Origin of the sequence: Variovorax paradoxus NBRC 15149 (assembly GCF_001591365.1) — a bacterium.
In the GTDB taxonomy this organism is placed as follows: domain Bacteria; phylum Pseudomonadota; class Gammaproteobacteria; order Burkholderiales; family Burkholderiaceae_C; genus Variovorax; species Variovorax paradoxus.
This window is the reverse complement of sequence record NZ_BCUT01000005.1, coordinates 177,898-191,131: the sequence shown is the minus strand read 5'-3', so window position 1 is coordinate 191,131 and position 13,234 is coordinate 177,898. Positions and strand designations below refer to the sequence as shown.

Here is a 13,234-nt window from a genome sequence, read left to right as displayed (position 1 = left end):
AAGCACTCCCCATGAACTGGAAGCTGGCCTTGTTCGCAGCCCTGCCCGCCTTTCTCACCGGTTGCGTCCAGTCGATGTTCTATTACCCCGACCGCGTGCGCTACGAAACGCCCGACGCGCTCGGGCTGCGCTACGAGGCGGTGCAGTTCGCCAGCGCCGACGGCACGCGCCTGGCCGGCTGGTTTCTTCCGGCCGCGGGCCGCAGCAACCCGAAGGAGGCCAAGGGCACGGTGGTCCACTTCCACGGCAACGCCCAGAACATGAGCGCGCACTGGCGCTTCGTGGCCTGGCTGCCGAAGCAGGACTTCAACGTGTTCGTGTTCGACTACCGCGGCTACGGCGAATCGGCCGGCAAGCCCGAGCCCAAGGGCGTGTTCGAGGATTCCAGCGCTGCGCTCGACCACGTGCGCTCGCGCGGCGATGTCGACCCCGGGCGCCTTCTCGTCTTCGGCCAGAGCCTGGGCGGCGCCAATGCGATTGCGGTGCTGGGCTCGGGCAACCGGGCCGGCGTGAAGGCGGCGGCCATCGAATCGACCTTCTATTCGTACTCCTCGATCGCGAACGAGAAGCTCCCGGGCGCCGGGCTGCTGGTGAGCGACGACTACGCCGCATCGAAATACGTCGCCGACGTTGCGCCCATTCCGCTGCTGCTGATCCACGGCACGGCCGACATGGTCATTCCGGATTCCCATTCGCGGCGCCTGCTGGAGGCCGCGCGCGAGCCCAGGCGCCTGCTCGAGGTGCCCGGCGCCGGCCACCTCGAGCCCATGACCGAGCGCTTCGGCACCACCTGGCAGCGGGCGCTGGTGGAATTCTTCGACGCCTCGCTGCGTCCACGCCAGCCATGAAGCATTTCGATTCAACCGCCACCCGCGAGCCGCTGGACTTTGCGCGGCTCGTGCCCGCGCTGCGCGCAGCCTTCGCGGCCGAGGCGCAGGTGCCGCCGCGCCATGTGCACGCCATCGAGACCGCCGGCGCCGACAAGGGCACCGTGCTCATCATGCCGGCGTGGAGCGACGCGGGCTTTCTGGGCATCAAGACCATCAACATCTTTCCGGGCAACAGCGCGCGCGGCCTGCCCGGCCTGCATGCGACCTATGTGCTGTACGACGCGCGCACCGGCGTGCCGCTGGCCATGATGGACGGCAACGAGCTCACCGCGCGCCGCACGGCCGCCGCATCGGCGCTGGGTGCCTCGTTCCTGGCGCGCGCCGATGCGCGCCGCCTGCTGGTGCTGGGCACCGGCCGCGTCGCGCGGCTGCTGCCCGCCGCGCATGCGAGCGTGCGGCCCATCGACGAGGTGCTCGTGTGGAACCACCGGCCCGAAGGCGCCCAGGCCCTGGCCGCGCAATGGCGCGCCGAAGGGTTCAACGCCCGGGCCGCCACCGGGCTCGAAGCGGCCGTGCGCCAGGCCGACATCGTGAGCTGCGCCACCCTGGCCACCGCGCCGCTGGTGCGCGGCGAATGGCTGGCGCCGGGTTCGCACCTGGACCTGATCGGCAGCTTCACGCCCGCCATGCGCGAGGCCGACGTGCGCTGCTTCGAGGGTGCGCGCACCTTCGTCGACACCACCGAAGCGCTGCAGAAGGCCGGCGAGCTGCTCGACGCGATCGCGGCCGGCACGCTGCGCGCCGATGAGGTGCAAGGCACGCTGGCCGCACTCTGCCGGGGCGAATGCGCGGGCCGCGCGGGCCGCGAAGAGCGCACCGTCTTCAAGGCCGTGGGCAGCGCGCTCGAAGACCTGGCGGCCGCCACGCTGGTCTGGCAGCACGCCGAATCGATTCCGGCCTAAGGCTTAAGGCCTAGAAAACCGCGGCCACCGCGCTGCGGGAAGCCCGCTTACCGACAGTCACATACGTCATGCAGCGGATGGCACGCCTCTTGCGCCAACGTTAACCTGATGCCCATACCCAAAGGCCAGGAGGCCCGCCCCATGCTCACCATCTTCCAGAAAGCCACCATCCTCAGCAAAGCCGGTTTCGAGGTGCCCGCCTGTCCGGCCGAGGATGCCTCGGCCGGTGCGGTGTCCCAGAAGATGCACGACTGGGCCAAGGCCATCGAGACGCTGTACGTCAGCTACGTGGCGGCCCGCGCGGCCAAGAGCCTGCGGGATGCCGAGGAATCGCGCCAGACCGACATGCTGCGGCGGCTCTCGCTGAGCGCCTGGGCCGCCTGACAGGCAGGCTCGGCCGCCCGCTCCACGCCCGAGCCGCGTCAGCGCTCAACCGAAAGTGAACGCGTAGGCCTGCGCGCCGGCGTCGAAAAACTCGATCTCGAACAGCCGCTCCCGGCTGCCCTCCGCCTGCCGCACCAGCTGGTACAGCTTCTGTGCATCGATCACGCCGTAGCCCTGTGCGTCGGTGTCGGAACCGTGGTCCGCGAGCGGCGGCTTTCCATCCATCAGCACCCTGAAGCGCACCGGCTTGCCATTGGCCGCCGGGCCCAGCACCAGGTGCAGGTCGCGCGCCTGGAAGCGATAGGCGATGCGGCCGTTGGCGCCGTTCAGCACGGCGCGCTCGGCCTCCACCGTCCAGTCGCCGGCCAGCGACCACTGGTTGGTGCGCAGCGCCGAGGCCGCCGGCTGGTAGGCCTTCGCATGGTCCCGCGCGATGCCGCCGGGCGAGGCAAAGCCGTGCGCACGCTCGTGGCCCAGGTAGGTTTCGCCGGAGAGCGCCGGCTCGGCGCCGGGCGCGGCCTGGGTACCCTGCCCGAGCGGCGCCACCAGCCCGGCGGCGATGCGGGTCTGGCCCGCCTCGGCCAGCAGCTGCTGGATCACCTGCTCGGCCTTGTCGTAGCGGTTCTCGCCGAACTGGTGGTGGCGGATGCGGCCCTCGGCATCGATGAAATAGAACGCGGGCCAGGCCTGGTTGTCGAAGCCGCGCCAGATCGCGAAGTCGTTGTCCAGCGCCACCGGAAAGCCGATGCCCAGGTCCTTGACGGCCTTGCGCACGTTGGCCGGCTGCTTCTCGAACGCGAACTCCGGCGAATGCACGCCGATGACCACCAGCCCCGCGTCCTTGTACTTCTCGGCCCATGCACGAAGGTAGGGCAGCGTGCGCAGGCAATTGATGCACGAGTAGGTCCAGAAGTCGACCAGCACCACCTTGCCGCGCAGGGCCTCGGGCGCGAGCGGCGCGGAGTTGATCCATTCGGTGGCGCCGGCCAAGGAGGGAAAGCGGCCTTCGACCCTGAGCTCGCGCGCGGGCGGCGGGGCCGTGCGATCGTCCGACACGCGCAGGAGGCCCGCGTCTTCGCGCAGCGCGACCGGTTCCGGCTGCGGCTTGCCTGGCTTGATCCTGTCCACCAGCGCCTGCTCCAGCGCCGACGTGGTGCCCACCGACAGGCGGGCGAGCAAGCCGGTGTCCAGCCCGAGCGCAATGGCGCCCACGCCCACCAGCACGGCCGCGCCGGCGGCGCGCCGCACCCATTCGCCGGTATGCAGCGAACGCTTCATGACGGAGAAAACCCGCCCGCCGAACAGCAGCGCGGCCGCGAGCGAGGTGCAGGCGCCGGCCGCATAGGCCAGCAGCAGCAGCGAGGTGCCGACGCTCGCGCCATTGAGCGCCGCGCCCGTCAGGATCAGGCCGAGGATCGGCCCCGCGCACGGCGCCCAGAGCAGGCCCGTGCCCACGCCCAGCAGCAGCGGCGAGAACCCGGATGCAGGTGCCGCGCCATCGCCGCCGCGCGGCTCGGACATGCGGACGCCCAGCGCCACCAGCGGCCGGCCGAGGCGCTCGGCCACGCCGGGGAACAGCAAAGTCAGGCCGAACAGCGCGAGCAGCGCGATGGCGGCATGGCGGCCGTATTCGTTGAGCGTGACGATCCACCCGCCGCCCACCGCCGCCAGCGTGGCCACGGCGGCAAAGGCCAGCGCCATGCCCAGCAGCATCGGCAGGCCGTGCGAGCGGAACGGTCGGTCGGCGCGCGCAAACACGAAGGGCAGCACCGGCAGGATGCAGGGGCTCAGGATGGTGAGCACCCCGCCCAGGTAGGCAATGAAGAGGATGAGCATGATTCAGTCCTGGAGATTGGTGCGCGCCGGAGCGGCCAGCGCGAGCCGGGCCTCGAGCCCGCCTTCGGTGCGGTTCTTCAGCGTGAGCTCGGCGCCCATGGCCATGGCCAGCTGGTGCGCAATGGCCAGGCCCAGCCCGGTGCCGCCGGTGCTGCGGTTGCGCGAGCTCTCGACGCGGTAGAAAGGCTTGAGCACGGCGTCGAGCTCGTCCGGCGGAATGCCGGGGCCGTTGTCGAGCACGCTCAGCACCAGCCGGCCGTCTTCTTCGGCATGCACGCGCAGGCGCACCTCGCTGCCGAACTTGAGCGCGTTGTCGATCAGGTTCATCAGGATGCGGCGCAGCGCATGCGGGCGGCTCACGATCGGCGCGCCGGCCTTGCCTTCGAGCCGCACCTGCTGGCCCACGTCTTCGTAGTCGGCCACCATGCTCTCGAGCAGCGCGTCGGCATCGATGCGCAGCGGCGGCTCCGCGGCGCCATGGAGCGTGCGCGCGTAGGTCACGCCTTCGCGCACCAGCGAGTGCATGGCGTCGAGGTCCTGGCGGAATTTCTCGCGGTCGTGCTCGTCGTCCATCAGGTCGGTGCGCAGCCGCATCCGCGTGATGGGCGTCTGCAGGTCGTGCGAGATGGCCGCGAGGATCTCGACGCGCTCGGACATGTAGCCCGCAATGCGCTGCTGCATGGCGTTGAAGGCGCGCGCCGCATGCGCCACTTCGGTGGGGCCCTCTTCCGCGAGCGTGCGGCCCTTGAGGTCGGGCCCGAGCCGGTCGGCCGCCTCGGAAAGCTGCGCGAGCGGCCGCGTCACCAGCCGCACCGCATACCAGGCGCACACGGCCAGCACCACCAGTTGGGCCGCAAGCAGCCACATCACCCAGCCCGACACCGGCATGCCCACGCGCACTGCATGGACGACCACGGAAGACCCGTCGCCCAGGCGCACCTGGATCTGCAGGCCCTCCGGCGGCCAGGCCACCTCGCCGACCTTGACGACCTGGAACGGGCGCATTGCATCGACGATGGCCGCGGCAAACTGCCGCGACTGCAGCGAGCCGGGCTCGGTGCCCTCTGCACTGCCGCCCAGCACGAAGCGGTAGTTGCGCCGCTCCAGCCGGTCGAGCCAGCCGGCGCGCTCGGCGGCGGGCAGGCGGTCGAGGATGGCGACCGAGCTCGCGATGTCGCGCTCGATGCCGATCATCATCAGCTCGCGCAGCGCCATGTTCCGCTCGTAGCGGATCGCCGCGAAGGTGAGCAGCTGCGCAATCGCCAGGCCCACCACGATGATCAGCGTCACGCGGGAGAACAGCGAGCCGGGCAGCAGCCGGCGCCAGCCGCGCACAGTGCCGGCCGGGTTCGCGGGAGGATTCGCGGGAGTGGACATGGACACCTTCTTCTTCGTTCATGCGGCGCGGCTCTGCACGCCGCCGCTGGCTCACACCAGGTGGATGGAAACGTCGATATTGCCCCGGGTGGCCTTCGAATAGGGGCAGGTCTGGTGCGCCGCGTCCGTCAGGGCCTGCGCCACTTCGCGGTCCAGGCCCGGCAGGCTCACGTTCAGGCGTGCCTGCAGGAAGTACTCGCCGCCCGCCGTGCCCAGGTCGACCTCGGCATCGACGGCCAGGTCGGGCGGCAATGCGACCTTCATCCTGCCCGCCGCCTTGCCCATGGCGCCGATGAAGCAGGCCGACCAGCCGGCCGCGAACAGCTGCTCCGGGTTGGTGCCGCTGCCGGCGCTGCCGGGCGACGAGAGCTTGATGTCCAGGCGGCCGTCGGAGCTGCGTGCCTCGCCGTCGCGGCCACCCGAAGAGGTGTGGGTCTTGCCGGTGTAGAGAACTTTTTCGATGCGGGTCATGGTGGTTTCCTTGGGTGGGTTGGTTCGGGAACGCACGGATTGTTGAGCCGCCTTCCCCCTGCCCGCGCGGATTGCGTATGCCTGTGTACGGCGCCCGCCGCGCCAGATACTTGCGAATACAAAACCGCCGGCCCAGAGCGGGCGGGCGGCTACATTGCGGCTGCGGGGCGCTTTCCGCACCCACCCTTTTTTGCTCACCGCCATGACGCCAAAGACCTCCGACCACATCCTCATCGTCGACGACGACCGGGAAATCCGCGAACTGCTCACCACCTACCTGGTGAAGAACGGCTTGCGCGTGGTCGCGGTGCCCACCGGCCGCCACATGCGCGCCGCGCTCGAAGAGTCGGGTCCGTTCGACCTGATCATCCTCGACCTGATGCTGCCCGGCGAAGACGGGCTCACGCTGTGCCGCGACCTGCGCACCGGCAAGTACAAGGCCACGCCCATCCTGATGCTGACCGCGCGCAGCGAGGAGGCCGACCGCATCCTGGGCCTGGAGATGGGCGCCGACGACTACCTGGCCAAACCTTTTTCCGCACGCGAGCTGCTCGCGCGCCTGCGCGCCGTGATGCGGCGCACGCGCATGCTGCCGCCGAACATGGGTGCGGTCGAACCCTCCCAGAAACTGGCCTTCGGCGAATGGCAGGTCGACACGGTGGCGCGCCACCTGATCGACGACAGCGGCGTCATGGTGGCGCTGAGCGGCGCCGAATACCGGCTGCTGCGCGTGTTCCTGGACCATCCGCAGAAGGTGCTGAGCCGCGACCAATTGCTCAGCCTCACCCAGGGCCGCGAGGCCGAGCTCTTCGAGCGCTCCATCGACCTGCTCGTGAGCCGGCTGCGCCAGCGGCTGCGCGACGATGCGCGCGAGCCCCGCTACATCAAGACCGTGCGCAGCGAAGGCTATGTGCTCGCTTCGGCCGTCGAAGCCATGAACTGACCGGCTCGGTATTCATTCCGCTTGACCTCAAGTTAGGTTGAGGCTGCACATTGCGCAGCATGAACCATGACCCGCAAACCTCCGCCCGCGTCGCAGAGGCGCTCCAGATCCATCGAAGCATTGCCGCATGCCATGCGTACCTTGCGCGCAGTGACGATGCCCACGCGCTGACGGCCACGCTGATGCTGCCCTGCTACCGCGCCGAGTTCGAGCGGCTGGTGCTCGCGATGTCTGCCGCCGAGACGAACGAACTGATGTCGCGGCTTCCCATCGGCGAGGAGCGGCAATCCCTCAGTCTTCCGCGCGCCTGATCACGAGCCGGCGGGCGCCGGGCCCTTCCGACGACAGCTTGTCGGCCGGGTTGCGCAGGCGGCAGCGGTCGATCGACAGGCAGCCGCAGCCGATGCAGTCGTCCAGCGTGTCGCGCAGCTTCTTGAGCTGGGCCATGCGTTCGTCCAGCTCGGCGCGCCAGCCGGCCGAAAGCCGCGCCCAGTCTGCGCGGCTGGGCGCGGCCGAGGTGGGCAGCGTGGCCAGCGCATCGGCGATGTCGGCCAGCGCAATGCCCACGCGCTGCGCGACGCGGATGAACGCCACGCGCCGGAGCACGTCTCGCCCATAGCGGCGATGGTTGCTGGGCGCCCGGTGGCTCGCGATGAGCCCCTTGGATTCGTAGAAATGAACGGTGGACACCGGCACCCCGCTGCGGTGCGCGACCTCGCCCACAGACAGCGTGGCGGGAAAATCGTGCGGTGGTTCTGCTGGCTTGGATTTCATCGAGACCTCTGGACCTCGACTTTAGTTGAGGTTCCAGAGGCCGCGTGCTCACTCCACAGTAGCGCCCGAAGCCTTGACGATGCCGGCCCAGAGCGCGCTTTCCTTCGCGATGAGGGCGGCGTATTCGGCCGGGCCGCCGAGCAGCGGCACGGCGCCTTCCACGCCCAGGCGCGACTGGAACTCGGCGCTGCCCGCCACCTGGAGCATCTGCGCCGAAAGCTCCTTCACGAAAGCGTCGGGCGTGCCGCGCGGCGCGAGGACGCCGTAGGTCAGCGTGCTCTCGAAGCCCGCGAGTTCGCGCAGGCCCGACTCGGCCACGGTGGGCACCTCGGGCAGCGAAGGCAGGCGCTTGGCGCCCGTGACCGCAACGGCGCGCAGCCGCCCGCCCTTGACCAGCGCGAGCGCGGGCGGAACGACGCTGAACATCATCTGCACCTGCCCGCCCGCCAGGTCGGTGAGGCCGGGGTTGGTGCCCTTGTAGGGAATGTGATTGATCCGCGTGCCGGTGCGCTCTGCGAAGAGCTCGCCGGTCAGGTGGCCGCCGGTGCCGCTGCCGCTCGAGGCGTAGTCGAGCAGGCCCGGCCGGGCCTTGGCCTCGGCGACCAGATCGGCCACGGTGCGGATCTTCGATGCCGCGGGCACCACCAGCACCAGCGCGGACGAAGCGAACATGGCCACGGGCAGCAGGTCCTTGCGCGCGTCGAACTTCAGGTCCTTGTAGAGCGCCGGGTTGATCGACACGGTGCCGGTGTGGCCCAGCAGCAGCGTGCTGCCGTCGGGCGCGCTGCGCACCACCTGCTCGGTGCCGAGGTTGCCGCCCGCGCCGGGCTTGTTGTCGACGATGACGCCCTGCTTGCGCAGCTCGCCCAGGCCCTTGGCCATCTGGCGCGCGAACACGTCGTTGCCGCCGCCGGCCGCAAAGGGCACGACGATGCGGATCGGCCGGGCCTCGCTCTGCGCGTGCGCAGGCAGCCCCGCCGCCGCCAGCAGCCCCAGCAGCAGGCCGCGACGGGCGCGGTCCATCAGACGCGTTCCAGGATCACGGCAATGCCCTGGCCCACGCCGATGCACATGGTGCACAGCGCGTAGCGGCCGCCGCCCTTGTGCAGCTGGTTGACCGCGGTGGTGGCCAGGCGCGCGCCGCTGGCGCCGAGCGGGTGGCCGAGCGCAATGGCGCCGCCGTTGATGTTGACGCGCGGGTCGTTGTCCTGCAGGCCCAGCAGGCGCAGCACGGCAAGGCCTTGCGCCGCGAAGGCTTCGTTGAGCTCGATCACGTCGAGCTGGTCGAGCGTGAGGCCGGTGAGCGCCAGCACCTTCTGCGTGGCGGGCGCGGGGCCGATGCCCATCACGCGCGGCGCGACACCGGCGGTGGCCATGCCGACCACGCGGGCGCGCGGCGTGAGGCCATGCTTGGCGGCGCTGGCTTCGTCGGCCAGCAGCAGCGCGCAGGCGCCGTCGTTCACGCCACTGGCATTGCCGGCCGTCACGGTGCCGTCGGGGCGCACCACGCCCTTGAGCTTGGCGAGCGATTCGAGGCTGGTTTCGCGCGGATGCTCGTCCTTGTTGACGATGATGGCGTCGCCCTTTTTCTGCGGCACGGTCACGGGCACGATCTCGGCATCGAAGAAACCGGACTTCTGCGAGGCCACCGCGCGCAGCTGCGAGTTGAGCGCCATCAGGTCCTGCGCCTCGCGCTCGATCTTGTAGTCGGTGGCCACGTTCTCGGCCGTCTCGGGCATGGAGTCGACGCCGTACTGCGCCTTCATGAGCTTGTTGACGAAGCGCCAGCCGATGGTGGTGTCGTACACCGCGTTGTTGCGGCTGAAGGCGCTCTCGGCCTTGGGCATGACGAAGGGCGCGCGGCTCATGCTTTCGACGCCGCCGGCAATCATGAGGCCGGCTTCACCGGCGCGGATGGCGCGCGCCGCGGTGCCCAGCGCGTCGAGGCCCGAACCGCACAGGCGGTTGATGGTGCCGCCGCCGATTTCGAGCGGCAGGCCCGCGAGCAGCGCCGACATGCGCGCGACGTTGCGGTTGTCTTCGCCGGCCTGGTTGGCGCAGCCGTAGAGCACGTCGCTCACGGCCTGCCAGTCGACGTTCTTGTTGCGTTCCATCAGCGCCTTGAGCGGCACCGCGCCCAGGTCGTCGGTGCGCACGCTGCTGAGCGAACCGCCGTAGCGGCCGAAGGGGGTGCGAACGGCGTCGCAGATGAAGGCTTGGTTGGTCATGTGAGTTGTCTCTCTCTCTGATTACTTGGTTGAATGCGGTCAGGCGGCGATCGGCAGGCCGACCAGCTTTTCGAGCTCTTCGCGGCTGAGGCCCTCGACCAGGTCGACGAGCTTCAGGCCCTCGGGCGTGCATTCGAGCGTGGCGAGGTCGGAGTACACGCGCTTGACGCAGGCGATGCCGGTCAGCGGATAGCTGCATTCCTGCACCAGCTTGCTCGCGCCCTGCTTGGTCAGCAGGTCCATCATGACCCAGGTCTGCTTGGCGCCGATGGCCAGGTCCATGGCACCGCCGACTGCGGGAATCGCGTCTTTCTCTCCCGTGTGCCAGTTGGCCAGGTCGCCCGTGGCCGACACCTGGAATGCGCCGAGCACGCAGATGTCGAGGTGGCCGCCGCGCATCATCGCGAAGCTGTCGGCATGGTGGAAGAACGAGCCGCCCGGCAGCAGCGTGACGGGCTGCTTGCCGGCGTTGATGAGGTCGTAGTCCTCTTCGCCGGCCTCGGGCGCGGGGCCCATGCCGAGGATGCCGTTCTCGCTCTGCAGGATGACCTCGCGGCCCTTGGGCAGGTGGTTGGCCACCAGCGTGGGCTGGCCGATGCCCAGGTTGACGACGGCGCCGTCGAAGATGTCCTGCGCCACGCGGGCGGCGAGCTGGTCCTTGGTGCGACGTGTGTAAGTGGTGCTCATGGTCATGCTGCCTTCTTGAAACCGCCGGCCTGGGTGGCCACGCGTTCGATGCGCACCACCTGGTGCACGAAGATGCCCGGGGTCACGACGGTCTCGGGGTCGAGGGTGCCGAGCTCGGCGATGTCGTGCACGGTGGCAATGGTCTTCTTCGCGGCCATGGCCATCACCGGGCCGAAGTTGCGCGCGGCCTTGCGGTAGACCAGGTTGCCCCAGCGGTCGCCGCGCTCGGCCTTGATGAGGGCCACGTCGCCGTGGATCGGGTATTCGAGCACGTACTGCTTGCCGTCGATCTCGCGGGTTTCGCGGTTGCCCGCGAGCTGCGTGCCGTAGCCCGTGGGGCAGAAGAAGGCGCCAATGCCGGCGCCCGCGGCGCGGATGCGCTCGGCCAGGTTGCCCTGGGGCACCAGTTCGAGTTCGATCTTGCCGCTGCGGTAGAGCCCGTCGAACACTTGGCTGTCGGCCTGGCGCGGAAAGCTGCAGATGATCTTGCGCACGCGGCCGGCCTTGAGCAGCGCGGCCAGGCCGGTTTCGCCGTTGCCGGCATTGTTGTTGACGACGGTGAGGTCCTTGGCGCCCTGCTCGACGAGGCCGTCGATGAGTTCGCCGGGAATGCCGGCGGTGCCGAAACCGCCGATGAGAACCGTGGCGCCGTCTGGGATGCCTGCCAGGGCATCGGCGACCGAGCGCGCGATCTTGTTGATCATGAAGCCTGTCTCCGGGAGTGAGGAAAGAAAGAGAAATCGAACCGTGCGAACGACCTGCCCCAGCCATCCGACCAGACCGGGCCGATTCCGTGTCTTGCGAATCGCCGATTTGTTCGTATAAAGAACATTTGTTCGTATAATGAATTCTAAAGAGGATCGTTCCACATGGCAACCCATACCCCGCAAGCAGAGACGCCCGCCCCCGGCGACAGCTACGTGCAGTCGTTCGCGCGCGGGCTCCAGGTGATCCGCTCGTTCAGAGAAAGCGCGCCGCGCCAGACGCTCAGCGAGGTGGCGGCCGCCAGCGGCCTCACGCGGGCGGGCGCGCGGCGCATCCTGCTCACGCTGCAGACGCTGGGCTATGTGGTGAGCGACGGCAAGCTCTTCACGCTCACGCCGCGCATCCTCGACCTGGGCTTTGCGTATCTTTCTTCGATGCCGATCTGGAACCGCGCCGAGCCCGTGATGGAAGCGCTGGTGCAGCAGGTGCAGGAGTCCTGCTCGGCCGCGGTGCTGGACGCCACCGACATCGTCTACGTGATGCGCGTGCCCACCAAGAAGATCATGCACATCAGCCTGGGCGTGGGCTCGCGCCTGCCGGCCTACTGCACCTCGCTTGGCCGGCTGCTGCTGGCCGACCTGGACGACGAAGAGGTGCGCGCGCGGCTCGAGGCCTCCGATCGCCAGGCGCTCACCAAGCACACGGTGACCGACGTGGACGCGCTCATGGCCAAGGTGGCGCAGGCGCGCAGGCAGCAGTGGTGCCTGGTGAACCAGGAGCTGGAAGAAGGCCTGATCTCCGTGGCCGCGCCCATCGTCAACCGCCAGGGCCGCATGGTGGCCGCGCTGAACATCAGCGGGCAGGCCAACCGCACCAGCGCCAAGGTGATGCAGGAGACGATATTGCCGGCGCTGATGGATGCCGCGAAGAAGGTTTCGCGGCTGCTGTAACGAGAAGGCGCTTCGGGGGGCGTCCTAAGCTTCGGAGTGGATGCCCTTCATGATGATGACCCCGCCCAGGCGCGTGGTGTCGGCGCGCATGCGCTTGGCCAGCGCGTCGGGCGAACCGGGCTGCGCCTGCCAGCCGGTCTTCAAGAGCGCCTGGCTCACCTCGGGCGAGCCGAGCACCTCGGCCAGCGCGGCATTCAGCTTGGCGATGGCGGCGGGCTTCATGCCCGCGGGCGCGGCCAGGGCGGTCCAGATCTCGAGGTCGGCGCCGCGCACGTCGGCGTCGCGGATCGTGGGCAGTTCGCTGGCCAGCGGGCTGCGCTCGGGCGAGGTCACGCCAATGGCCTTGAGCTTGCCCGACTTCAGATGCGGCAGGGCCAGGCCCGGCGGCAGCAGCGCCAGCTGGATCTCGCCCGCCAGCAAGCCGGCAATGACCTGCGGATTGCCGGTGTAGGGCTTGTGCTGCGCGGTGATGGCGGCGCGGCTCTTGAGCAGTTCCATGCCCAGGTGGCCCACGGTGCCCACGCCCGGGGTGCCGTACTTGCCGCCGCTGCCGAGGTTGCGCACCCACAGCAGCTGCTCGGCCGCCGTCTTGCCGGTGGCGTTGCCCGACACCGCCAGCACCAGCGGCGCGGTGCCGATCATGCCGACCGGCGCAAAGTCTTTCTCGGGATCGAAGCTCAGCTTGGGATTGAGCAGCCTGGCAATGGTGAGATTGCCGTTGATCAGCGCGCCGATGGTGTGGTCGTCGGTCGCCTTGGCCACCTGGTCGGCCACCAGGTTGCCGCTGGCGCCGGGCTTGTTCTCGACCGTGACCGGCTGGCGCAGGATCTTCGACAGCGGCTCGGCAATGGCGCGCGCCGCCAGGTCGGGCGATGCGCCCGCGGGAAACCCCACGAGGATGCGAACGGGCTTGGTCGGCCAGGCGGCGTCGCCGCCGGCAGCGGCGGTACCGGCGCGCTGGGCCCACGATCCGGGTGCAAAAAGCGATGCGGCAACTGCTGCTGCGCCGCTTTCGAGCAAGCGGCGTTTGGTGATCTTCAAGATGGCTCCAGAAAGAGTGGGAGAGAGTCCGGCAACGTTGCTGACG

General features: G+C 69.5%; 15 protein-coding genes. 6 read left to right on the top strand and 9 right to left on the bottom strand.

The annotated features are described in order from the left end of the window. Nucleotides 1–11 precede the first annotated feature (11 nt). The 3 genes from VPA02S_RS21175 to VPA02S_RS21165 all read left to right on the top strand — a co-directional run bounded on the left by VPA02S_RS21175 (nucleotide 12) and on the right by VPA02S_RS21165 (nucleotide 2,176). Nucleotides 12–848 carry an alpha/beta hydrolase gene (locus tag VPA02S_RS21175; RefSeq protein ID WP_018906684.1) on the top strand — a complete coding sequence of 279 codons (837 nt, stop codon included), beginning with the start codon at nucleotides 12–14 and terminating at the stop codon, nucleotides 846–848. Continuing rightward, the gene (gene lhpI, locus VPA02S_RS21170) at nucleotides 845–1,792 is read left to right on the top strand and encodes a bifunctional Delta(1)-pyrroline-2-carboxylate/Delta(1)-piperideine-2-carboxylate reductase (RefSeq protein WP_018906683.1); all 948 of its coding nucleotides are present in this window, start codon (nucleotides 845–847) and stop codon (nucleotides 1,790–1,792) included. Before VPA02S_RS21175 ends, lhpI begins: the two co-directional genes overlap by 4 nt. Before the next feature lie 141 nt (nucleotides 1,793–1,933). After that, complete coding sequence (locus VPA02S_RS21165; protein WP_015867195.1) at nucleotides 1,934–2,176, top strand: hypothetical protein; 243 nt, start codon at nucleotides 1,934–1,936, stop codon at nucleotides 2,174–2,176. A gap of 45 nt (nucleotides 2,177–2,221) precedes the next feature. Here VPA02S_RS21165 and VPA02S_RS21160 read toward each other — a convergent pair whose 3' ends face one another. Genes VPA02S_RS21160 through VPA02S_RS21150 form a run of 3 tightly spaced genes read right to left on the bottom strand, consistent with a single transcriptional unit; the run spans nucleotide 2,222 to nucleotide 5,860 of the window. Beyond that, on the bottom strand, nucleotides 2,222–4,012 hold the full coding sequence (locus VPA02S_RS21160; RefSeq protein WP_062365508.1) for a cytochrome c biogenesis protein DipZ: 1,791 nt from the start codon (nucleotides 4,010–4,012) through the stop codon (nucleotides 2,222–2,224). Between the two features lie 3 nt (nucleotides 4,013–4,015). Then, on the bottom strand, nucleotides 4,016–5,389 hold the full coding sequence (locus VPA02S_RS21155; protein ID WP_062365507.1) for an ATP-binding protein: 1,374 nt from the start codon (nucleotides 5,387–5,389) through the stop codon (nucleotides 4,016–4,018). Nucleotides 5,390–5,440: 51 nt separating this feature from the next. Beyond that, nucleotides 5,441–5,860, bottom strand: a complete 420-nt coding sequence (locus tag VPA02S_RS21150; RefSeq protein ID WP_062365506.1) for an organic hydroperoxide resistance protein — start codon at nucleotides 5,858–5,860, stop codon at nucleotides 5,441–5,443. A 202-nt stretch (nucleotides 5,861–6,062) separates the two neighbouring features. On the opposite strand from VPA02S_RS21150, the gene VPA02S_RS21145 reads away from it, so the two are divergent. Next, the gene (locus VPA02S_RS21145; protein WP_062366004.1) at nucleotides 6,063–6,803 is read left to right on the top strand and encodes a response regulator; all 741 of its coding nucleotides are present in this window, start codon (nucleotides 6,063–6,065) and stop codon (nucleotides 6,801–6,803) included. Between the two features lie 59 nt (nucleotides 6,804–6,862). Further along, nucleotides 6,863–7,114 (top strand): hypothetical protein, encoded by a 252-nt coding sequence (locus tag VPA02S_RS21140; protein WP_062365505.1) that lies wholly within the window; start codon nucleotides 6,863–6,865, stop codon nucleotides 7,112–7,114. On the opposite strand, the gene soxR is transcribed toward VPA02S_RS21140, so the two are convergent. From soxR to VPA02S_RS21115, 5 genes are read right to left on the bottom strand one after another with little or no spacing between them, the layout of a single operon-like run. Further along, entirely contained in the window at nucleotides 7,095–7,577 is a 483-nt protein-coding gene (gene soxR, locus VPA02S_RS21135; protein WP_062365504.1) for a redox-sensitive transcriptional activator SoxR, read from the bottom strand. The two genes, VPA02S_RS21140 and soxR, sit on opposite strands and share 20 nt — an antisense overlap. A gap of 48 nt (nucleotides 7,578–7,625) precedes the next feature. Next, complete coding sequence (locus VPA02S_RS21130; RefSeq protein WP_062365503.1) at nucleotides 7,626–8,600, bottom strand: Bug family tripartite tricarboxylate transporter substrate binding protein; 975 nt, start codon at nucleotides 8,598–8,600, stop codon at nucleotides 7,626–7,628. Continuing rightward, complete coding sequence (gene pcaF / locus VPA02S_RS21125) at nucleotides 8,600–9,805, bottom strand: 3-oxoadipyl-CoA thiolase (RefSeq protein ID WP_015867203.1); 1,206 nt, start codon at nucleotides 9,803–9,805, stop codon at nucleotides 8,600–8,602. Before pcaF ends, VPA02S_RS21130 begins: the two co-directional genes overlap by 1 nt. A 39-nt stretch (nucleotides 9,806–9,844) precedes the next feature. Then, the gene (locus tag VPA02S_RS21120; protein ID WP_015867204.1) at nucleotides 9,845–10,498 is read right to left on the bottom strand and encodes a 3-oxoacid CoA-transferase subunit B; all 654 of its coding nucleotides are present in this window, start codon (nucleotides 10,496–10,498) and stop codon (nucleotides 9,845–9,847) included. Further along, a complete protein-coding gene (locus VPA02S_RS21115) occupies nucleotides 10,495–11,196 on the bottom strand; it encodes a 3-oxoacid CoA-transferase subunit A (RefSeq protein ID WP_015867205.1) in 702 nt (233 codons plus the stop codon). The genes VPA02S_RS21120 and VPA02S_RS21115 overlap by 4 nt, the downstream gene beginning before the upstream one ends. Before the next feature lie 165 nt (nucleotides 11,197–11,361). On the opposite strand from VPA02S_RS21115, the gene VPA02S_RS21110 reads away from it, so the two are divergent. Further along, entirely contained in the window at nucleotides 11,362–12,147 is a 786-nt protein-coding gene (locus VPA02S_RS21110; protein WP_062365502.1) for an IclR family transcriptional regulator domain-containing protein, read from the top strand. A 24-nt stretch (nucleotides 12,148–12,171) separates the two neighbouring features. On the opposite strand, the gene VPA02S_RS21105 is transcribed toward VPA02S_RS21110, so the two are convergent. After that, nucleotides 12,172–13,188: a Bug family tripartite tricarboxylate transporter substrate binding protein gene (locus VPA02S_RS21105; RefSeq protein ID WP_062365501.1), complete on the bottom strand. Its 1,017-nt coding sequence runs from the start codon at nucleotides 13,186–13,188 to the stop codon at nucleotides 12,172–12,174. Nucleotides 13,189–13,234: the final 46 nt, after the last annotated feature.